The organism is Bradyrhizobium sp. AZCC 2230, assembly GCF_036924495.1.
GTDB classification, from domain to species: Bacteria; Pseudomonadota; Alphaproteobacteria; order Rhizobiales; family Xanthobacteraceae; genus Bradyrhizobium; species Bradyrhizobium rifense.
On the sequence record NZ_JAZHRS010000001.1, the window covers coordinates 4057044 to 4079438 of the forward strand.

Here is a 22395-nt window from a genome sequence, read left to right on the forward strand (position 1 = left end):
TGCATGGACTGGACCCCTACAATCTCGGAGCTGAGCGGGCCGCGCTACCAGCGCATCGTCGAGGCCATGGAAGCCGACATCGCCGCCGGCCGGCTGGTGCGGGGACAGCAATTGCCGACGCAGCGTGCGCTCGCCAAGGCGCTCGGCGTCGATCTGACCACGGTGACACGCGCCTACACCGAGGCGCGGCGCCGCGGCATCATGGAGGCCCGCGTCGGACAGGGATCGTTCGTGTCGGAGACCAGCGCGCGCCGCGCGGTCGACCTGCCGCATCCGGTGGCGATCGACCTCTCGATGAACGTGCCGCCGCATCCGCTCGAAGCGCAGCTCGACGAGCGCGTCATCGCGGGCTTAGAGGCCATTCGCGCGCAATCGGGCCTGACCGCCTTTCTGAATTACCAGCCACCCGGCGGCAGCGCGCATGAGCGCGAGGTCGCCGCGCGCTGGATGCGCACGCGCGTTCCGCATGCGCATGCCGACAAGCTCGTGATCTTTCCCGGCGCGCAGACGATCCTGTTCAACCTGCTCGCCCATCTCGCGCGGCCCAGCGATGTCGTGCTGACGGAAGCCATCACCTTCCCCGGCATCAAGGCGGCAGCAGCACAACTCGGCGTCAAGCTCGTCGGCGTCGCCATGGATGACGGCGGCGTGCTGCCCGATGCGCTGGCGAAGGCCTGCCGCACGCACAGGCCGAAGGCCGTCTATCTCATTCCGACGCTCCACAATCCGACCACAGCGACTCTATCCTCCGAGCGGCGCAGCGCGATCGCAAAAATCGTCCGCGACGCCGATACGATGCTGATCGAGGACGACGCCTACGGGCTGCTCGACCGCTCGGCCTCGCCGATCGCCAACCTCATCCCGGAGCGAACATATCTCGCGACCACGCTGTCGAAATGCATCGCTCCGGCGCTGCGCGTCGCTTATCTGCTCGCGCCCGACAGCGGCGCGCAGCTTCAGATGCGCGGCCATCTCCAGGCGACCGTGCAGATGCCGGCACCGCTGATGGTTGCGCTGGTGACGCACTGGCTCGAGACCGGCGTCGCCGACCGCATCATCACTGCGATCCGCAACGAGGCCGTCGGCCGCCAGCAATTGGCACAGCGCGCATTGAAGGGTTTTCAGTTCCAGGCGAAGCCCGCCGCGCATCATCTGTGGCTGCACTTGCCGGAGGGGCGACCGGACGTCGCCGCGCATCTGCTGCGCAACGGGCTCGCGATCGTTGCCGGCGACGCCTTCACCGTCGACGGAACCTCGCCGCATGCGGCGCGCGTTTCACTCGGCGCGGCGCGCAACCGATCGGAATTGACCGAGGCACTGCGCATCCTCGTCGGCGCGCTGCAGAAGCCCGCCGATGTCAGGCAAATCGTCTAGCAAACTTCTCTGATATTGACCTCCCGCGCCGCATCTGTGCTATGCGCCATGAGGCGATCAAGGCTGGGGCATCGCCGGTAACGGCAGGGATTCATTGGTGGAAACGCTTAACTACGCGCTGCTCTTGTTCGGCGCGCTGGCCGGCGGCTTCGTCTCGGGGCTGGCAGGATTCGGCACGGCGCTGATGGCGCTCGGCATCTGGCTCTACGTGCTGCCGCCCTCGCTCGCGGTGCCCCTGGTGCTGATCTGCTCGGTGATCGCGCAGACCTCGACGCTGCCCTCGATGTGGAAGAGCTTCGACCTGTCGCTGGTGTGGCCGTTCCTGATCGGCGGATTGATCGGCGTACCGCTCGGGACCATGCTGGTCGCCTCCGCCGATCCAAAAGTGTTCAAGCTCAGTGTCGGCGTGCTGCTGCTGATCTTCTCGACCGCGCTGTACCTGAACAAGAAGCCGCTCGCCATCACCTTCGGCGGCCGCATCGCCGACGGTGCGATCGGATTTGCCGGCGGCATTCTGGGCGGCCTCGCCGGGCTGTCCGGGCCGCTGCCGATCCTGTGGGCCAACATCCGCGGCTGGAACAAGCACGAGCGGCGCGGCATCTTCCAGCTCTTCAATTTCACGGTGCTCGCGGCGGCGCTGGTGTTGCAGACGGCTTCGGGCCTGGTCGCGTTCAAGGTGGTCTGGCTCGCGATGGTCGCATTCCCGGGCACGCTGATCGGCGCATGGGCCGGCGCGCGCGTCTATCACGCGCTGAGCGACAAGCATTTCGGCGATGTCGTGCTCGGCCTTCTGTTCCTGTCGGGCGCCACCCTGGTCTGGAACAGCATCAGCTCGCTCTAGCTGCCTGCAGCCCGGCAAATGAGCCGGTGCTGCAGGGATGAAACATGCTGTCGTTACGCGGGCTCGCGTGCGAGCGGCACGACGGGCTCAGGGCTCGCCGGTCCTGCAACTTTCCCCTTCGGAGGCACCAGCCGCTTCCTGAACTCGCGGCGCAGCAACCACAGGCTCTGGACCGCCTGCAGCGTCGTTGCCGCGTTCGACAGATACCAGACGTACTCGATCCGAAAGCCCGGCCGTGTCGATAGAAAGATCGCCGGCAGGGAATAGGTGAGGACGCGCGTCGCCGAACTCCACAACACCGGCTTGGTGTTGCCGAGGCCCTGGAACATGCTGGAGCAGGTGAAGATCAATCCCTGCGCCACCATGTTCAGCGAGATCATCTTCAGAAACAGCAACGCGACGCTCATCGTCTCCGGATCGTTCGAGAAGCCGGCGAGCAACAATCCGGGCGCGAGCTGCGCGAGGGTCGTCAGCGCGGTCATCACGACGGTCGCGATCAGCGCCGCCTTGACGAAGGTCTCCCGCACCCGCTCGTAATTGCCCGCACCGAAATTCTGGCCGACAATGGGCCCTGCCGCCAAGGAGACGGCGAGGGCCGGCATCTGGATCAAGCCGACGACGCGCGTCCCGATGCCGAAGCCCGCCTGGGCCGCCGGACCAAGATCGCGCAGCACGTAATAGATCGCCGCCATGAAGATGAAGATCATCACGAACTCGCCGCCCGCAGGCACGCCGACATTGAGGATCCTCTTCCATTGCCGGAGTTGCGGACGCCATTGCGCCGGATGGAACGCGACATAGCGCTCCAGCCTGCGAAAATAATAGAACAGCATCAGCACGCCGATGAAAACGGCGATCGTGCTTGCGAGGCCCGCCCCGGCGACACCGAGCGCATATCCGGTGCCCCAGCCCGTGATCAGGACCGGCGCCAACGCGATATTGATGATGACCGCGAGCACCTGCACCAGCATGCTCGGCCGCACGATGCCGGTGGCCCGCAGCGCGGCCGCCATCACCTGCGTGACGAATTGCAGCGCCAGCGCCGGCATGAACCAGAGAAAATAGGTGGTGCCGGCATTGATAGTGGCCTCATCGGCGGCAATCGCGCGCATATAAGGGCGCGCCAGCGCAAAGCCGCCGAGCAGCGTCAACAGCCCGAACAGCACCGACAAGACGACCGCCTGGTTGAACACGAGATTGGCGTCGTCGCGATCCTTGCGGCCGACGGCATGCGAGACCAGCGCCACCGTGCCGACGCCGAGCATCTGCATGAGCGCGTTGACGAGAAATCCCGCGTTGCCGGCCGCAGCGACGCCGGCCACGGCCGCATCGCCGAGCCCGGACACGAAGTACAGGTCGACCAGCTGGCAGATCATGATCGTGATCATGCCGACCACGATCGGTGGCGCCATGCTCAGGATGTGGCTCACGATGGAGCCGCGCGTCAGGTCCTTCATCTCATTCCATCCTTGACGACATGACGGCGGGACTTACGCCCCTGCCGCCGCGCGTCATTCCGCTGCTGCGATATGCCCGAGCTCCACCACCTGGCGCTCGAACAGGCTGCGATAGATTCCGCCAGGCTTGCCCGCGAGCGTGGCATGCGTGCCCTGCTCGACGATCTCGCCGCGGTCAAACACCAGGATGCGATCGAGGCTGCGCACCGTCGACAGGCGGTGCGCGATCACGATCGAGGTGCGGCCTTTCATCAGCCGCTCCATCGCCTGCTGGATCAGCGCCTCCGATTCCGAATCGAGGCTCGAGGTCGCCTCGTCCAGGATCAGCACCGGCGCATCGGCCAGGAAGGCGCGCGCCAGCGCCACGCGCTGCCGTTCGCCACCTGACAGTTTCACGCCGCGCTCGCCGACCAGCGTGCCGTAGCCCTTCGGCAGGCGCAGGATGAAGTCGTGCGCGTTCGCCAGCCGCGCCGCCTGCTCGATCGCCTCGAGGCTGGCGCCGGGCCGGCCATAAGCGATGTTCTCGGCAAGCGAGCGGTGAAACAGGATCGGGTCCTGCTGCACGATCGCGATCTGGCTGCGCAGCGATTGCTGCGTGGCTAGGGCGATGTCCTGCCCGTCGATCAGCACGCGACCGCCGGTGACGTCGTAGAGCCGCTGCACCAGCTTGACGAACGTCGTCTTGCCGGAGCCGGAGCGACCGACGAGGCCGACACGCTCGCCGGCCCGGATCCTGATCGACAGCCCGTCATACAGCGGCGCGCGATGGCCGCCATAGTGGAACGTGACGTCGTCGAACACGATCTCGCCGCCCTCGATCGCGATCGGCCGCGCGTCGGCGGCATCGGCGATGCCGATCGGCTCGTCATGGATCGCCACCAGCTCCTCCATGTCGTTGACCGAGCGCTGGAGGTTGTTGATGTGCATGCCGACGTCACGCAGATAGGCGTGGATGACGTAGTAGCTCGTCAGCACATAGGTGACGTCGCCGGGCGAGGCATGCCCGTACATCCACAGCAGCACCGAGCCGCCGATCACCGACCCCCGCAGGCATAGCAGCAGCGAGAGCTGCGCCATGGCGGTGTAGTTGTAGCGGAACCAGGTCCGCCGCACCCGCACGCGCCAGCGATTGATGACGCGAGCAAGCCGCGCATCCTCACGCGCCTCGGCGCCGAAGGATTTCACCACTGCATTGCATGTCAGCGCATCCGCCAGCGTGCCGCCGACCTTGGTGTCCCAGGCGTTGGAGACACGCGCGGCCGGCGCGATGTAGCGCGTCGAGAACAGCACCGTCATCGTGACATAGGCAGCCGCGCCGAGCGCGATCACCGCGCCGAGCGAGGCCCAGTGCACGCCGAGCAGGATCATCGATCCGATCAGCACGAACAGTGACGGCGCCAGCGCCAGCAGGATGGTGTCGTTCAACAAATCGAGCGCCCACATGCCGCGCGTGATCTTGCGCACGGTCGAGCCCGCGAAGGAGTTGGCGTGCCAGTCCGTAGAGAAACGCTGCACGCGCAGAAATGCGTCCTGCGCCACGTCCGACATGATCTTCAGTGTGAACGGCACGATCACTTGCAGGCCCGTCAGGCGCAGCACCATCGAGGCCGCGCCCAGCACCACGATGCCGCCCAACGCCACCAGTGCGGCGTGGCGGGCGGCAGGATCGGACGGGCCACGCGTCAACGCGTCGACCAGATGTCCTGAGAACACCGGCATGAACAGATCGGCGACGGTCGCCCCTAACAGACCGGCGGCAATGGCAAGCGTCCGCCCCGGCTGATTCAGCCAGTGCCGGTACACGAAGGGCAGGACCACGCGGATAGCCGCGGGCTTTTTTGACAGAGCGGTCATGGCGTCATCCGGCCGCTTTGCCGCGGGGCCGGCTCCATCGATGGACGCAGGCCGGCCGCAAGGGCCGAGACGGCGTCACTTGAAACTGATTTTGACTTGGGAAGCGGAGCGACCGGGGAAAAAAGCCCAATCGAAGCTGGCGGAAGCGGCCTCTAACAGGCCGAAACGGTACCGAGCCAGACCATCATCGAGCGCGGAAACGCGATCTGCGAATGCGACGAAATCATGCAAATCTCTCCCCGGTTCGATTGAATGAGGTGCGCTTTATAGATGTGTGATTCGCGATTTGCAACGGGCCCGCGCGAGTTCACGCACGAGTGTTGCATTTTGGTGCGCCGGTCGCCCGGTCAAGCCGGGCGACGACACCGAAGGTCTGACCGCTAATGCGCGTCGCCGCCGGCGCCGAACGGCGAAGCCGGCTTGTTCAACAGCGTGACCAGGAGGCTGAGGCTCAGATAGAACAAGGTCAGAATGAAGAACGCGTCGCCAAAGCTCATCACCACGGCCTGGCGGTGCACGATCTGGCTGAGCTGCTTCATCGCCATCAGCGTCGAGTCGCCGAGCCCCTGGAATTTCTGCTGAAGCAGGGTCAGGGTCTCGGTCGCGGTGGCGTTGCCCCAATGCACGCGCTCCTGAAGGCGGCTGATGTGCAGGTCGGCGCGATCGTTGAGCACGGTGTTGATGACGGCGAGCCCGACCGCACCGCCGAGGTTGCGCATCAGGTTGAACAGGCCGCTCGCATTCTTCACCTTGTCAGGCGGCAGCGTGCCGAGCGCGATGTTGTTGGTCGGCACCATCGCGAACATCATGCCGATGCCGCGCAGGATCTGCGGGATCAGGAGCTCGTAGAAATCAAAGTCGCGCGTGATCCAGGTCATCTGGTAGGAGCCGATCGCGAACACGATCAGGCCGAACGCGATCATGTAGCGCATGTCGAGGCTCGCCATCAGCCGGCCGACCAGCGGCGCGACCAGGAACATGGTGATGCCCGAGACGAACATGGTCTCGCCGATCATCAGCGCGCTGTAGCCGCGCACCTCGGCGAGATAGCGCGGATAGATGTAGGTCAGGCCGTAGAGGCCGATGCCGATGCAGAATTGCAGCGTGGAGCCGACGGCGAAATTGCGGTTGGTGAAAGCACGCAGATTGACGATCGGCTCGTCCGCCGTGAAGACACGCACGAAGAAGGCAACCGCCGAGACGACGCCGATCCAGGCGCAGATCGCCACCGAGGTGTCCTGCAGCCATTCATATTGCGGACCTTCCTCCAGCACATATTCCAGCGTGCCGAGGAAGCCGGCCATGAAGATCAGGCCCCACCAGTCGAAGCGGTCGAGCAGCTCGAAATGCGGCTCGTCGAAATCGACCAACGCCCACACGCCGAGGGTGATGCCGATGCCGGGCACGACGTTGATGAAGAACAGCCAGTTCCACGACATCAAATCGGTGATGTAGCCGCCGACCGTCGGTCCGATCGTGGGAGCCAGGGTCGCAACAAGCCCGATAATGGGGCCGACGATGTGGAATTTCGAACGCGGGAACACGGTGTAGGCCGAGGCGAACACCGTCGGGATCATGCCGGCGCCGAGAAAGCCCTGGAGCGCGCGCCAGAGGATCATCTCCTCGATGGTCGTGGCGAAGCCGCAGAGCAGGCTCGAAATCGTGAAGCCGGCGGCCGAGATCGCAAACAGCAGCCGCGTGCCGAAGGCGCGCGACAAAAATCCCGACAGCGGGATCGCGATCACTTCGGCGATCAGATAGGCGGTCTGGACCCAGGAGACCTCGCTCGAGCTCGCCGACAGGCCGGCCTGGATTTCACTGAGGGACGCCGAGACGATCTGGATGTCCAGGATCGACATGAACATCCCGAACACCATGATGATGAAGGCGAACAGCCGCTTCGGCGCGATACGCTCCGAATCGGCGGCCGCCATCATGGCAGGTGAAGCAGTCGTGGCGTTCGCCATGGTCTGACCTCGTAGCGCTGTTGGCGCTTACTGCGGATGGATCATGGTGGGATCGTCGAGATCGATCTCGCTGTCGGCATCGGCGGCACCCTTGTTGGTGTCGACAGTCGCATAGATCGACATGCCGGCGCGGAGCATATTCTGCTTCGCAACCGCCTTCGGTACGCGAATGCGGACCGGCACGCGCTGCACGATCTTGGTGAAGTTGCCGGTGGCGTTGTCAGGCGGCAGCAGCGTGAACACCGAGCCGGAGCCCGCCGCGATGCTGTCGACGACGCCGGAGAACTTGCGCATGCCGTAGGCATCGACCTTGATCATCACCGGCTGGCCGGGACGGATGCGCTTGAGCTGCGTTTCCTTGAAATTGGCGTCGATATAGACGTCGTCGAGCGGCACGACATTGCCGAGGCGCTGGCCGACGGCAACGAAGTCGCCGGCGCTGACGAGACGGTTGGAGAAGATGCCGTCGACCGGCGCGCGCACCGCCGTGAAGGCGAGGTCGCGCTCGGCCTTGGCGAGCGTGGTCTTGAGCTCGGCGAGCTGCGCCTGGGCTTCGGCCTGCTGTGCCTTGGCGACATCGACATTGCTCACCGCAACGTCGTAGGCGGCCTGCGCGGCCTTGACCGCGGCGGCGCCCTGGTCGCGTCCGGCTTCCGCGGTTTCGAAGGTGGCGCGCGAGGCAAAACCCTTGGTGCTCAGCGCCTGCTGGCGCTCATAGTCGAGATCGGCGCGCTTGAGGCCCGCCTCGGCAGAGACGAGCTGCGCCTTGGCCTGCGCGACCTGGCTGTCAAGCGCCGCGATCTGGCGGCCGATGCGATCGATGGTGGCCTGCTGGGTCGCGATCCGGGTCGCGGCAGCATCGACGGCGATCTTGTAGTCGCCGTCGTCGATGCGCAGCACGGTGTCGCCGGCATGCACCAGCGTGTTGTCGCCGGCCAGGATCGAGGAGATATGGCCAGCCACGCGCGCGCCCAGCATGGTGTTGTTGGCGCGAACATAAGCGTCGTCGGTGGACACGTAGAAGCGGCCGACCAGCGTGTAGTAGCCGGCATAGCTTGCCGCCGCGAGCGCCAGCACGAGGCCGATGCCCATCATGACGAATTTGCGCTTGCCGGATTTTGGCGCGACAGCGGCAGGGGCGGTCGGGGCCGGCTGGTCGGTCACGGGCTTCTCCGGCGCCTCATTGGTGCGGCGCTTGGTTTCTTCGGCCACATGAGACCGTAGCTGTTCGGCGAGGACTGCGGGTGTCCCGGTCGCAGCTTCACCGTCCGCCGTCGTCGTCTCCACCGCTTCCTGGCGAAGGACGCGCGCAGCCTGGTCTCTCGATGTGGCCATAAAGGCCTCCCCAACAAAAACGCGACCCGGGGCAGCCGTCGCACGGCCGCGGTCCGCTCGCCCATCCCAAATACCATTGACCGAACGGTTCGGTCAATATACTTATATTCCAGGGCCGAACCCTACTGGCCCGAATCCTTTATTTACGTTTCATGGTCCAAGCCCCGGTCCAAAACCTTCCGAGACCCTAAACCAATGGTTGTAGCTGACCGCGAACATCTGCAAATCCTCCAAGAGGAGGACAGCTCCAAGCGCCGCCAGATCCTGGCCGGCGCCCGTAAGGTGTTCATGGATCTGGGTTTTGACGGGGCCAGCATGGGCGAGATCGCGCGCGCGGCCGGCGTCTCCAAGGGCACGCTCTACGTCTACTTCGCCGACAAATCCGCGCTGTTCGAAGCCATCCTCGAGGAGGAGGCGCTCCAGTACGGTCAGGTCGTGTTCAATTTCGATCCGGCGCGCGACGTCGAGACCACGCTGAACGATTTTGGGCAGGCCTACATCCGCCTGCTCTGCCGGCCCGGCGGCGGATCGGCGATCCGCACCGTGATGGCGATCGCCGAGCGCATGCCCGATGTCGGCTGTCGATATTATCTGCGCGTGCTGGACAAGACCATCAACCGGCTGTCCGACTATCTCAAAGCCCATGTCGCCCCCGGCGATCTCGCGATCGACGATTGCGACCTGGCCGCCTCGCAGTTCATGGAACTGTGCAAGGCCTCGCTCTTCCTGCCTTTCGTCTTTCAGGCCGCGCCGCCGCCGTCGGAACAGCGCATGACGGATGTGGTCGACAGCGCGACACGGATGTTTCTGGCCGCGTACAAGGCGAAGTAACGGCGGCGGGCCACGCGTTGCGCGCGCGGTTCATGTCGCATTATATTGGGCGCCATGTCCCGTGATCTTCGCCCGCCGGTCGATATCCTCCATTACGAGATCGTCCAGGAACAAGCCTCAGCGCTTGGACGAATGGGCCGTGCGCTCGAACAGGCGCTCGCGCAATTGCGCGAATTCGACGCCACGCACGCGCTCCCGGAGACGCCGGCTGAGATGCAGCCGGCCCGTCGCAAGCTGGTGATGGCAGCTGGCCACGCGCTCTGGATGCTCGTGGTGCAACGTGAGGCGACCGGCCTGCGCGACAGCCGCCACATCATGCGGACCTACAACGTCCCGGCCGAAGTGCAGCTGTGCATGGGCATGGCCCCGCCGCCGTCGAAGCCGTCTTCGAGATGATTTTCTAGCTCGGCAGCGCTACGCCCCGCCCTCTTTCATTGTGAGATAGCGGACGATGTCGGCGGGCATTCTGGATTGCGTCCGGCTAATCGTCCGAGAACTCGTCTTCCTCGTTGACCTTCTCGTGCTTGCTCTTGTGCGTGCCGAGCGAACCGGTCACGGACGGATCGCGCGCGTTCGCGTAAGGCGTACGCCGCTGCGCGCGCGCGGCGACTTCTTCTCCGGAGACTGCGGCCGGCTGGCAGATCAGGCGGCGGCTGGCGCGGCGCATCAGGTCGACGTGAATGTGATCGTAGTGATAGACGTTCGAGCCCGGTGCGAGCACGGTGGTGAAATGCGCGCACGCGCCCGACTGGACGTCGCGCAAGAATCCCTGCTCTTCCGGCATCCCGCGCCAGCCGTCCTTCACACTGATGCGGCGGCCGTCGGCGAGCACGAAGGCGGCGACATCGAGCGCGTTGCCGAAGGCGTGCTCCGAGATATGGGCGCTCGGATTGCCGTTCATGCCGCGGCAGGAATAAGCGGAGATCTGCTTGATCTCGACCACGCGGGCGCCGAACCAGCGCATCGCCGAAGGCTGCACGCTGTCGGCAAACCAGCGGTCGAGCTCGGAGACGATCGGACAAGCCAGCGTCGCGGTCGGCTTTATCGCGACGGGACCGACGGCGGTGACGGGATCGCCCTGCGCCGGACCCAGCCGCGGCGGCGGCTGTTGCGCGGGCGCTTGCGAATAAGGTGCCGGACCGGGCTGCCGCGCCGGATAGCTCGGCGCATTCATATAGCGCGCGGCACCCGCGGCGTCGGTGCCTTCGGGCGGCAGGTCGATCTCGTCTTCCTGCGGCGCCACGCCGGGCGCGCTGAGCGACACCGGGCCGGAGGAGGCGCCATAGCCGGAGGGCTGGCGCACCGCGCTCTCGGGATAGTTCGATCGCTGCGGATAGCCGGGCGCCGGATAATTCGATTGCGGCTGCGTCACCGGCCAGCGCGGCTGGGTGCCGACGCTGCCGGGCGGACGCAACTCCTCATCGGCGAAACCGTAGCTGCTCGTGCCTTCCCCGATGGCGGCGACCTTCAGCGGAAACTCGGCGCCGCACATGCCGGGGCCCGAGATCGGCTCGATCCGGACGATGTCAGGGCTCTCTTTCACGGCGCCCGATTTCAGGCACGCCGCTTCTGCCTCGGCCCGCCACGGTTCACGTTCGGCCTGGAACAAGCCGCGTCCGCAACCCGCGAGCGAAACGAGGACGATGGAGCCGACGAGATACAAACGAACTCCGCGCGTCATGCGCGCACGTTCGGTGAATTTACTTAAAGACTCTTCAACGTGTCGATTTCAGCTTTCCTTTACCATGTCGCGTCCGCGGCCACAGATGAACGACAGCGGGGCTGACTTTCTTCAAAGGTGAGTTTCTGTTAACCATGACGATAGCGCGCAAAGCGGCGCGCAGAAGGAGTGATCCCAAGCGGGATCTCAGGGAGCAACGTCATGACGTTCGTCGGGAGACTGAGCGTTGTCACTGCGTACCTTGCCATGGCCTTTGTCGGCGCCATCGTGCTCGGCATGATCTAGCAGCGTCCACCGACCTTATCGCAGGGCTCGCCCGGCGGCACCGGATCATCCGGCGGCCGGACGTTTTGCCGTGCTCAGAAATTCGAGCAGTCCGATCCGGTGATGTCGCCGATCTTGAAATCGCGGCACATCATGCCGGGATTATCAGGGTCGGGATAGCGGTCGTCCTTCTCGCGACGCGTATGGCTGAAGCGCCAGCCGCGTGCGCGCATGCAGCGCTTGTACTCTGCCGATGTCGCCGCGCCGTTCTGCGGCGCGCCGAATTGCGCATCGCAGAAGGAGCTGTCGACATTCAGCGCGTCGTCGCCGCGCTTCTGCTTCAGCACATTGGTCCAGATGTCGGTGTCGGCGTGAGCCGAGATCGCGCTGCCGATCAGCAGCGCAGCGATGAGGCCAAATTGTTTGCCGAGACGTTTCATGTGCAATCTCCCTGCATGCGTCGTCAGCCATCGGTCGCGTCGAAGCGAGATGCAGGTTCGGCGCGGGACGATTACAAATTGGACAGCCCAAACTGCCACCCTCCCCTGGAGGGGTCCGAGACGAGCGTAGCTCGCTCGTGGGTCGGCTCACATGAAGCGCAGCGGAATGTGAGACGGAGTGGGGTGACGGTCTCTCGACATCAAACAGTGCCCGCGTGGAGAGATCACCCCACCCCGCTCGCGCTGCGCGCGATCGACCCTCCCCCTCCAGGGAACCCTCCAGGGGAGGGTAAGAGAAGAGCGCGTTGCCTATGACCGCGCGCCCCACTGGCGCGATGTCGTGATCAACTGCTTCGGCCGCGCCTCGACCCGCGTCCAGTCATTGCCGGAGCACCAGAAGCGGCCGAGCGCGCAGGCTTCGACGTGCAGCGCGCCGGAGCTCTTCAGCGTCATCGTCGCATAATAGGTGTTGCCGCTGGAGCGGCTGTAGATGTTGCCGGTCCAGACGTCGTGCGCTTTCGGCTTCATGTTGACCAGCACGCTCTCGCCCCGGGTCGACGCCTCGGTCAGCGCGTAACCGCACAGCGCGGGGCCGCAGCGTTCGATGCGGACCGTGCCCTTGGCGCCGTCGCTCTCCCATTCGCCGAGCGGCATATAGGCCGTCTCGTCGTCGCTGCGCTTTGCGATCGTCGTCGCCGGCATGATCTTGGGGTCCGGATTGGCGACCGGTGGCTCTGTCTGCGGCGGGACGAGCGTCTTCGGCGGACCCAGGCGTGACAGCTCAACCCGCGGCGGATTGGGGATCAGTGTCTCGAGTCTTGGCGCCGGCGGCGGCACGACGGGCTGTGATGTCGTGGCGGCAAGGATGGGAGCCGGCGGTGGGGCCGCGACTGTCGCTTGCGCCGGCTTGGCCGGAGCAACCGGATAGACCGGCAGTGGCGCCTGGACCACCGGCGCAGGCGGCGGGGCCGTGCTGACATCGTCCGTCGTCCGAAAGCCGCGGCTGGAAACCGAAACGCAGGAGGTGGATCGGCAATTCCTGGGCGCCTCGACACGGAACCGCTGACCACCGATCGAGAAGGAATAGGAACCGGCCTGCGCCGCGGGCGCGATCGCCATCAGTGCGATCAACGTGCCAGGCAAAATCGCAAGCCGCTTCATCGACCTCTCCCTCTCGATCGCGAGGATGTTACGCAGATGAAGGGCTGCCGAATGTGCGCTGGCTCACCCACGCAGCCGTTGTGAGGTCCATCACAGAAGGCCGGACGCATCGGGCATAGGGTCGAACCACATCCGGTCCACGACCGACTTCAGTCCATATCGGGACCACGCCATTTCGGAGGTTGTCATGAACAAGCTCACCATCGCCGCCACCGCACTCTTCCTCGCATCGACCGCCGCAGCCCATGCCGGCAATTCGGTCTCGTTCCAGATCGAAGGCCAGCGCATCCGCATCGAGACGCCGCGCAACTGCGCCTCGCTCGATTGCGTCACCATCGTGGCGCCGGGCCTGTCGGACAAGCCGATCAAGCTGAACAACATCAACCTCAACGGCCTTGGCGGCTCCAAGGACGATGACGACACCACGCCGGCGACGACGACGGCAACGCCCGCGCCGGCTCCGGTGCAGCAGCAACCCGCGCAGCAGGCGCCCGTGCAGGCTACCGCGCCAGTGGCGCCCGCAGCCCCGGCCACGACCGTCGCCGCCGCGCCGTCCGTCGACACGGCCACGCAGGCTGCGCCGGTTGCAGCCCCTGCTCCGGTTGCCGCCCCCGCGCCGGTCGCCACGGCTCCTGCTTATGCGCCGGCTCCGGCACCTGCTCCTGTCGCGCCCGTGCAGGCCGCGAACACGCCGGTCGGCGTGTGGGCGACCGAAGAGAACAAGGGCAATGTCCGCGTCGAACAGTGCGGCCCCAACCTCTGTGGTTATGCCGAGAAGAGCAATGAGCGCATCCTGATCAACATGAAGCCCGACGGCGCCAAGTGGAGCGGCCGCATCCACGATCCCGACTCCGGCAAGAACTACGACTCGACGATCGCGATGAAGGGCCCGAATGCAATGCGCGTGCAAGGCTGCGCCTTCGGCGGCATGTTCTGCGGCGGCCAGACCTGGAAGCGGGTCAGCTGACACCGACGGCGTCGCCGCTGGCAAACGTTCTTGTTCTCAAGATGACGCCACGTCCCTGACACCGGGACGTGGCGTTTGAATGTTGGCGTTTGAACGTTCGCTCGTCCCGTGCGAGAGACGTTCATCCGCCATTCAGCCAGCTCCGGCTGATATCGGCCGTTCCTGCCTCGTGTTCTCACCGGGACCTCATTCGTGGCTTTGATGGTGGCTTGGCGCCGCGTCGTGTTTGCTTTGCCGCTGCTGGCGCTGCCGCTGGCCGGCGCGGACAGCGCGTGCGCGTCCGATGCAGTCGAGCTCGCGCAAGCACAAGCGCAGCCGCAGGCGCAACCGACGCCCGCGCCATCGGCCTCGCCTGCGCCGGCCGCCGATGCCCAGCCCGCCGCCGTGGAGCCGATCGGCAACGTCGCGACCGTGACGGGGATCGCGACCGTGATCCGCGACAAGAATTCCTATCCGCTGAAGGTGCGCGACGACATCTATCTCAACGACGCCGTGCAGACCTCCTCGAACTCGTCGCTCGGCATCACCTTCAACGACGCCACCACGTTCAACCTCTCGGCCGGCTCCAGGATCACCATCGACAATTACGTCTATGAGGACGGCGGCAAGCAGAACTCGGCGATCTTCGACATCGGCAAGGGCACGGTCGCCTTCGTCGCGGCGGCGGTGGCGAAGACCGGCGACATGAAGATCGCAACGCCGACCGCAACGCTCGGCATTCGTGGCACCACCGGCGTCGTCGACGTGCCCGAGAATGCGACCGCGAACACTGCGAATAACATCAACATCAAACTCTATCCCGACGCCGACGGCCGGGTCGGCCATATCGACGTCAACGACCGTGCCAGCGGCACGCGGCTCGGCGCGCTGACGCAAGCCTCGAGCGGCCTTGCGATCCGGCCGGGTGCAGCCGGCCCGGGCGGCATGCGCTTTGCCGCGGTGCCGATCACGATTCCACCGCAGCAGATTGCGCGCGACCGCGGCTTCGTCAGCCAGGTGCATGCGGCGCAGACCACCGGACGGCAGATCGTCACCGAACAGCGCGACTTCCGCCGCGCCAATCCGGCCGCGGTCAGCCGCATTCCGCGACCGGCGCAGCCGCCGCAGCAACAGCAATTGCGTCCGAACACGGCGCCGAACCAGCAGCCGCAGCGGCCGAATGGCCAGCCGGGTCAGAACAACCGTCCGGGCCAGCAGCAGCCGGGTGCGCCGAACCGCCAGGGTACGCAGACACCGCAGCGGCAAGGACAAGGCGGCGCCGTGCAGCCGGGCACGCCGCGCGCGGGCCAGGGTCAGCAGCAACCTGGTCAGCCGCAAGGCACGGGCCAGCGGCGCACCGGACAAGGCACGCAACCCGGCGGAACGCCGCAGACACAGCCCCAGCGCAGCGGACAATCTCCGCAAGCGCCCGGCGCGGTCGCGCCTCAGCCGGGCACGACGCCACAACCGCAAACGCCGCGCACCGGATTGCAGCCCGGCACACAGCCGGCCGCGCAGCCGCAACAAGGCGCCGCACCACGCCAGCCCGGCCTGCAGCAGCGCCTGCCCGCCGCGCAGCGCCCAGCGGCGCCGCGCCGGCCTGCGCCGGCTCCGGCGCCGAAGGAAAAGAAGAAGCGGTAGTTGGCGAGCGCTCCTTCCCGTCATTGCGAGCGCAGCGAAGCAATCCAGAGTCCCTCAACGATGACAGTATCGTAGGGTGGGCAAAGGCGCGTTAGCGCCGTGCCCACGTCATCGGTATCGTGGGCACGCTTCGCTTTGCCCACTCTACCGATTCCGGATTCGCGGAGCGCTCACGCCTCGCCGCGCAGCCAGGCTCGCACCTTCTGCAGCAGGCCGTGCCGCAGCTCGTCGACGGAGGCGGCTTCCGCGGGCGTCAGCGTCTGCAAAGCGGCGTCGACGTCGTCGGCGGCCAACGTTGGCGCCGGCTCAGGCGCGGGGGACGATGCGAGGCCGGCCGCAGCGATCGCGATCGGGCCGACCTGGGTGAGGAAGGCACGCTCATATTCGCGCGAGAGGCGTGTGAGCGCGTCGTCCAGCGTCAGCCAGTCGACCGCCTTGATATCGTTCATCAGCTTGCGAACGGGACCACCCCCGGCCTCCATCCGCCAGAAATGCACGATCTTGATGGGGCCGCCGGACTGGTAGGCGATCGTGCCCAGAAACTCATGCACGACCACGTCGTGGCCGGTCTCCTCCAGCACTTCGCGGTGCGCGGCTTCCTTCGGCGTCTCGCCGTCGTCGAGCTTGCCCTTGGGCAACACCCATTCATTGCGCTTGCGCTGACGCACGATGGCAATCAGCGGCGTGTCGCCACGCCGCAGCACGATACCACCCGCCGCCATCACCGGCGCCCGCGCCATCACAAGATCCGTATCGAGCGAATTGTCCCGGCGGACGATATAGGGGTCCGAGACGGCGGATTGAAGGCTATTCTTTCCTCAGCAGCGCCTGTCCTGCGCGGATGCGCGTCCCTTCGGCAATGCCATCGCAGAACGAAAGATCGCCCGGCGCCAGGATGATGATGGTCGAGCCATGCTCGAACCAGCCGAGCTCCTCGCCCTTGGTCACGTTGACGTCGCAGGGGAAATTGACCGGCCCCTTCGTCTGCGCGTTCAGCACCATGTCGAGGAAATGCAACCGGATGCTGGCGACCAGGATCGCTGCAACCGGCACCAGCGTCACGGCCTCGCCGGTCGACAAATGCGTGCGGATCACCGCGCGCTCGTTCTTGCAGAACAGACGCTCGACCCGCTTCAGCGCGATCGGGTTGACGTTCCAGACGTCGCCATGGATCAGCGTGACGCGCTCGATATGCGCATCAAACGGCGCGTGGAAGCGGTGATACATGCTCGAGGTCAGCCGCAGCGTGACGAAGCTTCCGTTGCGGTGCTGCTCGACCAGCGCGGGATCACCAAGGAGGTCGAGCAGGGAATAGGGCGCGCCCTTGACCTGGAACAGCTCGGTGTCGGCAATCCGGCCGTGGGCGCCGACGATGCCGTCCGAGGGACTGGCGACCACGGACGGATCCGGATCAAACGGCCGCAGGCCCGGCTTGAGCTCCCGGGTGAAGCAGTCGTGCAGACTCCCAAAATGGTCTTTCTTCGCCTCCGACAGATCGAGGTCGGAGAACAGCTTCCACAGCGCGATGGAGCCGTCCCGCACCAGCGGATTCTCGATCTTGGAGAACCAGCCCATGAAGCGGGTCAGCGCCGCGCGGGGGATACGGTTGGTCAACAGGAAGTTGAGGTCTTCCCGCTGGGTGAAAGAGGCGATGAGGGCTTTGACTGTCATGAATCTGTCAGCTCGCAGTATTAGCGCTTGTTGTCATGGAAACGACACTCCCGATTCTCTCATTTTCCGTGGCCGCCGCAGCGTCCGCTGCCGCCGCCTTCCCGAAGCTCAAGGCGCGGCTCGAACTGTCCCGCGCCAAGCATCGCTCGCTCGCCGGGCACTCCAAGATGTCGCGCCGGGTGGCAAAGCTGCTCCCGTTCTACGAATTCGAGGGCGACAAATATTTCGGCTGCGACGGCGCGCCGGCGAATGTGGTGATGCAGCGCAAGGAGGCCTTCTTCCGCCTCGCGCGACTCTACGCCGATCGCTACCCCAAGGGCCGCGCGATGACGAAGGAGGCGGCGGAGACGATCTCCGACCTCAACTTCACCGAAACCTACCGCGTGCCGTTCCAGTTCTCGCGCCTCGTTCGCGAGCATCTGGGCACCTCGACCTTCATGGAATCCTCGAGCGGCGTCACCGTCACGGATGTCGACGGCAACACCTCCTACGATCTCACCGGATCCTACGGCGTCAACATCTTCGGCAACGACTTCTACAAGGAGTGCATCGAGGGCTCCGAGAAGCGGGCGCACGCGCTCGGACCGGTGCTCGGGCCCTACCATCCCGTCATCCTCGAGAACGTGCAGCGGCTCTGCCAGATCTCGGGCCTCGACGAGGTCTCGTTCCACATGTCCGGCACCGAAGCGGTGATGCAGGCGGTGCGGCTCGCGCGCTACCACACCAAGCGCACGCATCTGGTTCGGTTCGCCGGCGCCTATCACGGCTGGTGGGGCGACGTGCAGCCCGGCGTCGGCAATCCGATCGCCGCGCACGAGACCTACACCCTCTCCGAGATGTCGGAGAAGACGCTGCATGTGCTGCGCACGCGCAAGGACATCGCCTGCGTGCTGGTCAATCCGCTGCAAGGGCTGCATCCGAACGGCAATGCGCCCGGCGATTCCTCGCTGGTCGACAGCTCCCGCGGGGGTAACTTCGACCGCGCCGCCTACACCGAGTGGCTGCACAAGCTGCGCGAGGTCTGCACCGAGCGCGGCATCGTGCTGATCTTCGACGAGGTCTTCGTCGGCTTCCGTCTCGCCGCCGGTGGCGCCCAGGAATATTTTGGCGTCAAGGCCGACATGGTGACCTACGGCAAGAGCCTCGCCGGCGGCCTGCCGGTCGGCGTCGTCTGCGGCAAGAAGGAATTGATGCGCCGCTTCCGCGACGATCGTCCCGCCGACATCTGCTTCGCCCGCGGCACCTTCAACTCGCATCCCTACGTCATGACGGCGATGGACGAGTTCTTGAGCCGGCTCGCCAGCCCGAATTTCCGCGCCATCTATGACGGCCTGGATGCGACCTGGAACGGCCGCGCGCAAAAGCTCAACCAGATGATGATCGATGCCGACCTGCCGGTCCGCTTCGCCAACTTCTCGTCGATCTGGACGGTGAAATACACCACCCCGTCCCGCTACAACTGGATGCTGCAATACTACCTGCGTGCCGAAGGCCTGTCGCTGAGCTGGGTCGGCACCGGACGGCTGATCTTCAGCCTGAACTACACCGACGCCGACTTCAGCGAGGTCGCCGACCGCTTCGTCCGCGCGGCCGAGAAGATGAAGGCCGATGGCTTCTGGTGGCACGACGGCGTGCTCACCAACAAGAACATCAAGCGGCAGATTTTGAAAGAGATGCTGGCCAAGCGTCTTGGGCGCTGAGGCTACACTGCGCGGGCTTGCTCCGCCTCTCCCGCTCGCGGGAGAGGCGGACGCGCTCGCAGAGCGCGGCGGGTGAGGGTTCTCGCAACGCAGGGACATCCTCAGTAATCCTCGACAATCCCGACGCGGAGACACCCCCACCCCAGCCCTCCCCCGCAAGCGGGAGAGGGAGCACCAGTGCCGATGCCGCTGCCTCGTGCACTCCATACGCGATTGCCCTGCCCGCACGCGGGAGAGGGAGCCTACAGCCGATGCCGCTGCGTTGTGTGGACCATATGCGATTGCCCTACCGCACGCGGGGAGAGGCGAAGAAGCCCGCAAGACGTGAATGCCCGGGACAAGCCCGGGCATGACGTAGCCAATCGACATCGGAGTATTTTGTGAGAACAGCGCGCTCAGGCGTGCTGCTCTTCGAGTGTGGGCTCGTCGATGAAGCCCAGCGTGTGCTCGGGGTTGAGGTGCAGGCCGGGATCCATCAGCTCGCCGCGCATCAAGGCGAGCGGAGCGCTGCGATAGAGCATCAGATCGTGGAAGGGGTCGGTCAGGATTTTGGTCATCCAGACCAGGCCGGTCTCGACGTCCCGGATGAAGAACAGGTGCACGGTGCGGAACAGGAGACCGCCGCCGCCGATCACGAGCCAGATCTTGGCAACCTGACGCATGAAGTCGGTCGCGGAAGCCCAGGGCGTGAACAGGCCGAATAGAGTCGGATCGGCGAACAGCACCAGCGGCGACAGCGCCCAGATCGCCATCAGCACCACCTTGCGCTGAAGGTTGTAGCCGACCTTGATGTCTTCCTTGTACTCGTGTGTCGCCTGGTTGATGTGGTCGTAATCGTGCGGCTCGAAGAAGAAGTGACCGGCCTGGCGCGAGGTCATCGAGACGAGCCAGCCGACCAGCGCCGAGATCATCGGATCGACGAACAGCCAGACATAGGCAAAGAGGAAGCTCAGCGCGCTGACGAAGTGCAGGCTCTGATTGATGCGGCTGTGGTGATAGTAGCGATGGTCGTCCCAGCGCTGGATCCGCAGCTGCTCGAGATAATTCTTGATCATGCTATGCCCCAAAATGCTTTCGGGTAAGAGATTTACAGAGATTCGATGTACGCCGTGTGACATCATCATTTTGTCATGTGACGATGTGCAGCGACGCGATGACGCACGCGAACGCGTGAGCGGCGGATCGAACCGCCGCTCTCTCGCAGCCTTGCTCAGGCTGCCTTGGCGACGTCGACCTTGCGGAAGCGCACCAGCGAGAAATGGCCCAGCGGCGGAATCAGTCGACGCTCGGCGAGCTCGATACCCTCAGCGCCGGCGAGCCACTTGGCGTAGCGCGACCAGGCGAACTCGGCGGTGCGGAAGCCGAGCGGACGCACCACCGGCTGGAGCTTCTGCTCGATGAAGCGGCGCATGCCGGTGTCGGCGCTGACGCGGGTGAGGATGATCAGCTCGCCGCCCGGACGCAGCACGCGGGCGAATTCATCAAGCGCCGTCTCCGGATTCGGCACGGCGGTGACGACATACTGCGCCATCACGACGTCGAAGGAATTGTCGGGGAATTCGAGCTTCTCGGCATCCATCACCGCGAGGCCCTCGACGTTCTTGAGGTTGCCTTCGCTGACGCGGCGGCGCGCCTTGTCGAGCATCGCTTCCGAAATGTCGGTGCCGAAGATGCGGAGGTTGGGAGCATAGAGCGGCAGCGAGATGCCGGTGCCGACGCCGACCTCGAGCACCCGCCCGCCGATCTTGTTGGTAGCTGCGATCGCGGCCTGACGGCCCTTGGCGAACACGCCTCCGAACACGAGATCGTAGACCGGCGCCCAGCGATCATAGGCCTGCTCGACCGTACCGCGGGTGAGGTCGAGCTGCTGGGTGCCGTCAAGGTTCATGATCTTAGCCATCGATGAGGTTCTCGCTGTGGGTCAAAGTATGGATCAACCGCGCACCGGCCGCCGCGCCATGCGAGGCGAGGCGCGCAGGATGCGGCTGGGCTGGAGTGAGGTGAGATTGCCGACGAACTGGCGCGCGCTGTTCTCCCAGGAGCGCTCCAGCGCGAAGTTGCGGCAGGTCTCGCGCGACATGGTGAGTGCGCGGAGGCATGCGGCGCGCAGGTCGTTGTCGATCGCGCCGATCGGATGATCGGCGATGACGTCCTTCGGGCCCGTCACCGGAAACGCCGCAACCGGCGTGCCGCAGGCCAGCGCTTCGAGCTGCACCACGCCGAAGGTGTCGGTGAGGCTCGGGAACACGAAGACGTCGGCGGCGGCGAGATGCGCGGTCAGATCCGCGCCCTTCTTCTCGCCGAGGAAGACGGCGTCCGGATATTTCTTCTCGAGCGCAGCCTTCTGCGGGCCGTCGCCGACCACGACCTTGGTGCCAGGCAGGTCGAGCGAGAGGAACGCCTCGAGATTCTTCTCCACCGCGACGCGGCCCATGGTCATGAAGATCGGGCCCGGCAGGTCGAGCTTGGCCGGAGCATCCGGATGGAACAGCTCGGTGTTGACGCCGCGCCCCCAGGAGCCGAGCCGCTTGAAGCCGCGCCCGGAGAGCTCCTGCCTCAGCGACGGCGTCGCCACCATGGTCATGGCGGCGGCATCGTGGAAATGGCGCAGCACGGCATAGCCGACGGCATCCGGGATGCCGGTCCGCACCGAGACGTATTCCGGAAAGCGCGTCGTGTAGGAGGTGGTGAAGGCGAGGCCGTTGCGGCGGCAATAGGCCCGCGCGGCCCAGCCGATCGGGCCTTCGGTTGCGATATGCAGCGCTTCGGGCGCGGCCTTCTCGATCCGCCGCGCGATCTCTTTGCCGCTCGGCAGCGCGATGCGCAGGCCCGGGTAGGTCGGCAGCGGCCACGACCGGAAGCCGTCCGGCGTCAGGAAGTCGATCTCGACATCGAGGGCCTTGGCAGCGGCCGCCAGCGAGGTCAGCGTCCGGACCACACCGTTGACCTGCGGATGCCAGGCGTCAGTCGCGATTAATACCCGCATGGGGAAATCCCGAGAGTTTGATGATTCTCGGGTTAGGACCATCAACCACGGATATTTCAGGCGTGTGACGTCACATAAGTGTCGGCCTGCTGTTTTGTTTGTTAACGGGCGCACCTAGCCACGAAACTGTCATGAAACAATCCTTGCCACGACGAAACCGTTTTCGGTTTTCCGCGCAAACGTCCCGAAACTTCTTTCCGTTAGTGAATTAGGCAACGGAGCACCGAAACGGTGCCTGGGTGACCA

At 65.4% G+C, this 22395-nt stretch carries 19 protein-coding genes; 7 read left to right on the forward strand and 12 right to left on the reverse strand.

Annotation, left to right across the window (positions count from 1 at the left end):
* Nucleotides 1-3: 3 nt before the first annotated feature.
* Nucleotides 4-1374 (forward strand): aminotransferase-like domain-containing protein, encoded by a 1371-nt coding sequence (locus tag V1280_RS19405; protein WP_334527391.1) that lies wholly within the window; start codon nucleotides 4-6, stop codon nucleotides 1372-1374.
* Between the two features lie 97 nt (nucleotides 1375-1471).
* Nucleotides 1472-2215: a sulfite exporter TauE/SafE family protein gene (locus tag V1280_RS19410; protein WP_334527394.1), complete on the forward strand. Its 744-nt coding sequence runs from the start codon at nucleotides 1472-1474 to the stop codon at nucleotides 2213-2215.
* Between the two features lie 53 nt (nucleotides 2216-2268).
* Here V1280_RS19410 and V1280_RS19415 read toward each other — a convergent pair whose 3' ends face one another.
* The 4 genes from V1280_RS19415 to V1280_RS19430 form a co-directional block, all read right to left on the reverse strand.
* Nucleotides 2269-3672 carry an MATE family efflux transporter gene (locus V1280_RS19415; protein ID WP_334527397.1) on the reverse strand — a complete coding sequence of 468 codons (1404 nt, stop codon included), beginning with the start codon at nucleotides 3670-3672 and terminating at the stop codon, nucleotides 2269-2271.
* A gap of 54 nt (nucleotides 3673-3726) precedes the next feature.
* The gene (locus tag V1280_RS19420; protein WP_334527400.1) at nucleotides 3727-5526 is read right to left on the reverse strand and encodes an ABC transporter ATP-binding protein; all 1800 of its coding nucleotides are present in this window, start codon (nucleotides 5524-5526) and stop codon (nucleotides 3727-3729) included.
* Nucleotides 5527-5906: 380 nt separating this feature from the next.
* Nucleotides 5907-7493, reverse strand: a complete 1587-nt coding sequence (locus V1280_RS19425) for a DHA2 family efflux MFS transporter permease subunit (protein ID WP_334527403.1) — start codon at nucleotides 7491-7493, stop codon at nucleotides 5907-5909.
* Between the two features lie 27 nt (nucleotides 7494-7520).
* The gene (locus tag V1280_RS19430; RefSeq protein ID WP_334527406.1) at nucleotides 7521-8828 is read right to left on the reverse strand and encodes an HlyD family secretion protein; all 1308 of its coding nucleotides are present in this window, start codon (nucleotides 8826-8828) and stop codon (nucleotides 7521-7523) included.
* A 195-nt stretch (nucleotides 8829-9023) separates the two neighbouring features.
* Here V1280_RS19430 and V1280_RS19435 point away from each other — a divergent pair, with 195 nt between their 5' ends.
* On the forward strand, nucleotides 9024-9659 hold the full coding sequence (locus V1280_RS19435) for a TetR/AcrR family transcriptional regulator (RefSeq protein WP_334527408.1): 636 nt from the start codon (nucleotides 9024-9026) through the stop codon (nucleotides 9657-9659).
* Nucleotides 9660-9713: 54 nt separating this feature from the next.
* A complete protein-coding gene (locus tag V1280_RS19440; RefSeq protein ID WP_334527411.1) occupies nucleotides 9714-10055 on the forward strand; it encodes a DUF6665 family protein in 342 nt (113 codons plus the stop codon).
* 85 nt (nucleotides 10056-10140) lie between these two features.
* On the opposite strand, the gene V1280_RS19445 is transcribed toward V1280_RS19440, so the two are convergent.
* From V1280_RS19445 to V1280_RS19455, 3 genes are all read right to left on the reverse strand, one after another.
* The gene (locus V1280_RS19445; protein ID WP_334527414.1) at nucleotides 10141-11340 is read right to left on the reverse strand and encodes an extensin-like domain-containing protein; all 1200 of its coding nucleotides are present in this window, start codon (nucleotides 11338-11340) and stop codon (nucleotides 10141-10143) included.
* 359 nt (nucleotides 11341-11699) lie between these two features.
* Complete coding sequence (locus tag V1280_RS19450) at nucleotides 11700-12044, reverse strand: hypothetical protein (RefSeq protein WP_334527417.1); 345 nt, start codon at nucleotides 12042-12044, stop codon at nucleotides 11700-11702.
* A 309-nt stretch (nucleotides 12045-12353) separates the two neighbouring features.
* Complete coding sequence (locus tag V1280_RS19455; RefSeq protein ID WP_334527420.1) at nucleotides 12354-13205, reverse strand: DUF2147 domain-containing protein; 852 nt, start codon at nucleotides 13203-13205, stop codon at nucleotides 12354-12356.
* A gap of 187 nt (nucleotides 13206-13392) precedes the next feature.
* On the opposite strand from V1280_RS19455, the gene V1280_RS19460 reads away from it, so the two are divergent.
* Together V1280_RS19460 and V1280_RS19465 are read left to right on the forward strand one after the other, a co-directional pair.
* Nucleotides 13393-14172 (forward strand): DUF2147 domain-containing protein, encoded by a 780-nt coding sequence (locus V1280_RS19460; protein WP_334527423.1) that lies wholly within the window; start codon nucleotides 13393-13395, stop codon nucleotides 14170-14172.
* 201 nt (nucleotides 14173-14373) lie between these two features.
* Nucleotides 14374-15792, forward strand: a complete 1419-nt coding sequence (locus tag V1280_RS19465; RefSeq protein ID WP_334538360.1) for a FecR family protein — start codon at nucleotides 14374-14376, stop codon at nucleotides 15790-15792.
* A gap of 170 nt (nucleotides 15793-15962) precedes the next feature.
* Here the strand turns inward: V1280_RS19465 and V1280_RS19470 are convergent, their stop codons facing one another.
* Nucleotides 15963-16532 (reverse strand): NUDIX hydrolase, encoded by a 570-nt coding sequence (locus V1280_RS19470; RefSeq protein ID WP_334527426.1) that lies wholly within the window; start codon nucleotides 16530-16532, stop codon nucleotides 15963-15965.
* A 67-nt stretch (nucleotides 16533-16599) separates the two neighbouring features.
* Complete coding sequence (gene asd, locus V1280_RS19475; protein ID WP_334527429.1) at nucleotides 16600-17463, reverse strand: archaetidylserine decarboxylase; 864 nt, start codon at nucleotides 17461-17463, stop codon at nucleotides 16600-16602.
* 35 nt (nucleotides 17464-17498) lie between these two features.
* Here asd and V1280_RS19480 point away from each other — a divergent pair, with 35 nt between their 5' ends.
* Nucleotides 17499-19163: an aminotransferase class III-fold pyridoxal phosphate-dependent enzyme gene (locus V1280_RS19480; protein WP_334527432.1), complete on the forward strand. Its 1665-nt coding sequence runs from the start codon at nucleotides 17499-17501 to the stop codon at nucleotides 19161-19163.
* 395 nt (nucleotides 19164-19558) lie between these two features.
* On the opposite strand, the gene V1280_RS19485 is transcribed toward V1280_RS19480, so the two are convergent.
* The 3 genes from V1280_RS19485 to V1280_RS19495 form a co-directional block, all read right to left on the reverse strand.
* Complete coding sequence (locus V1280_RS19485) at nucleotides 19559-20218, reverse strand: hypothetical protein (protein WP_334527435.1); 660 nt, start codon at nucleotides 20216-20218, stop codon at nucleotides 19559-19561.
* A gap of 155 nt (nucleotides 20219-20373) precedes the next feature.
* Nucleotides 20374-21063, reverse strand: a complete 690-nt coding sequence (locus V1280_RS19490; protein ID WP_334527438.1) for a class I SAM-dependent methyltransferase — start codon at nucleotides 21061-21063, stop codon at nucleotides 20374-20376.
* A 33-nt stretch (nucleotides 21064-21096) separates the two neighbouring features.
* Nucleotides 21097-22149 (reverse strand): glycosyltransferase family 4 protein, encoded by a 1053-nt coding sequence (locus V1280_RS19495; RefSeq protein ID WP_334527440.1) that lies wholly within the window; start codon nucleotides 22147-22149, stop codon nucleotides 21097-21099.
* Nucleotides 22150-22395 lie beyond the last annotated feature (246 nt).

What these genes read in the sequence shown, in the direction of transcription:
- V1280_RS19420 (WP_334527400.1), bottom strand. Translation starts at nt 5,526, where the DNA reads ATGACCGCTCTGTCAAAAAAGCCCGCGGCTATCCGCGTGGTCCTGCCC.
- V1280_RS19490 (WP_334527438.1), bottom strand. Translation starts at nt 21,063, where the DNA reads ATGGCTAAGATCATGAACCTTGACGGCACCCAGCAGCTCGACCTCACC.
- V1280_RS19465 (WP_334538360.1), top strand. Translation starts at nt 14,374, where the DNA reads ATGGTGGCTTGGCGCCGCGTCGTGTTTGCTTTGCCGCTGCTGGCGCTG.
- V1280_RS19450 (WP_334527417.1), bottom strand. Translation starts at nt 12,044, where the DNA reads ATGAAACGTCTCGGCAAACAATTTGGCCTCATCGCTGCGCTGCTGATC.
- asd (WP_334527429.1), bottom strand. Translation starts at nt 17,463, where the DNA reads ATGACAGTCAAAGCCCTCATCGCCTCTTTCACCCAGCGGGAAGACCTC.
- V1280_RS19440 (WP_334527411.1), top strand. Translation starts at nt 9,714, where the DNA reads ATGTCCCGTGATCTTCGCCCGCCGGTCGATATCCTCCATTACGAGATC.
- V1280_RS19405 (WP_334527391.1), top strand. Translation starts at nt 4, where the DNA reads ATGGACTGGACCCCTACAATCTCGGAGCTGAGCGGGCCGCGCTACCAG.
- V1280_RS19460 (WP_334527423.1), top strand. Translation starts at nt 13,393, where the DNA reads ATGAACAAGCTCACCATCGCCGCCACCGCACTCTTCCTCGCATCGACC.
- V1280_RS19435 (WP_334527408.1), top strand. Translation starts at nt 9,024, where the DNA reads ATGGTTGTAGCTGACCGCGAACATCTGCAAATCCTCCAAGAGGAGGAC.
- V1280_RS19445 (WP_334527414.1), bottom strand. Translation starts at nt 11,340, where the DNA reads ATGACGCGCGGAGTTCGTTTGTATCTCGTCGGCTCCATCGTCCTCGTT.
- V1280_RS19485 (WP_334527435.1), bottom strand. Translation starts at nt 20,218, where the DNA reads ATGATCAAGAATTATCTCGAGCAGCTGCGGATCCAGCGCTGGGACGAC.
- V1280_RS19470 (WP_334527426.1), bottom strand. Translation starts at nt 16,532, where the DNA reads ATGGCGCGGGCGCCGGTGATGGCGGCGGGTGGTATCGTGCTGCGGCGT.
- V1280_RS19430 (WP_334527406.1), bottom strand. Translation starts at nt 8,828, where the DNA reads ATGGCCACATCGAGAGACCAGGCTGCGCGCGTCCTTCGCCAGGAAGCG.
- V1280_RS19480 (WP_334527432.1), top strand. Translation starts at nt 17,499, where the DNA reads ATGGAAACGACACTCCCGATTCTCTCATTTTCCGTGGCCGCCGCAGCG.
- V1280_RS19425 (WP_334527403.1), bottom strand. Translation starts at nt 7,493, where the DNA reads ATGGCGAACGCCACGACTGCTTCACCTGCCATGATGGCGGCCGCCGAT.
- V1280_RS19455 (WP_334527420.1), bottom strand. Translation starts at nt 13,205, where the DNA reads ATGAAGCGGCTTGCGATTTTGCCTGGCACGTTGATCGCACTGATGGCG.
- V1280_RS19495 (WP_334527440.1), bottom strand. Translation starts at nt 22,149, where the DNA reads ATGCGGGTATTAATCGCGACTGACGCCTGGCATCCGCAGGTCAACGGT.
- V1280_RS19415 (WP_334527397.1), bottom strand. Translation starts at nt 3,672, where the DNA reads ATGAAGGACCTGACGCGCGGCTCCATCGTGAGCCACATCCTGAGCATG.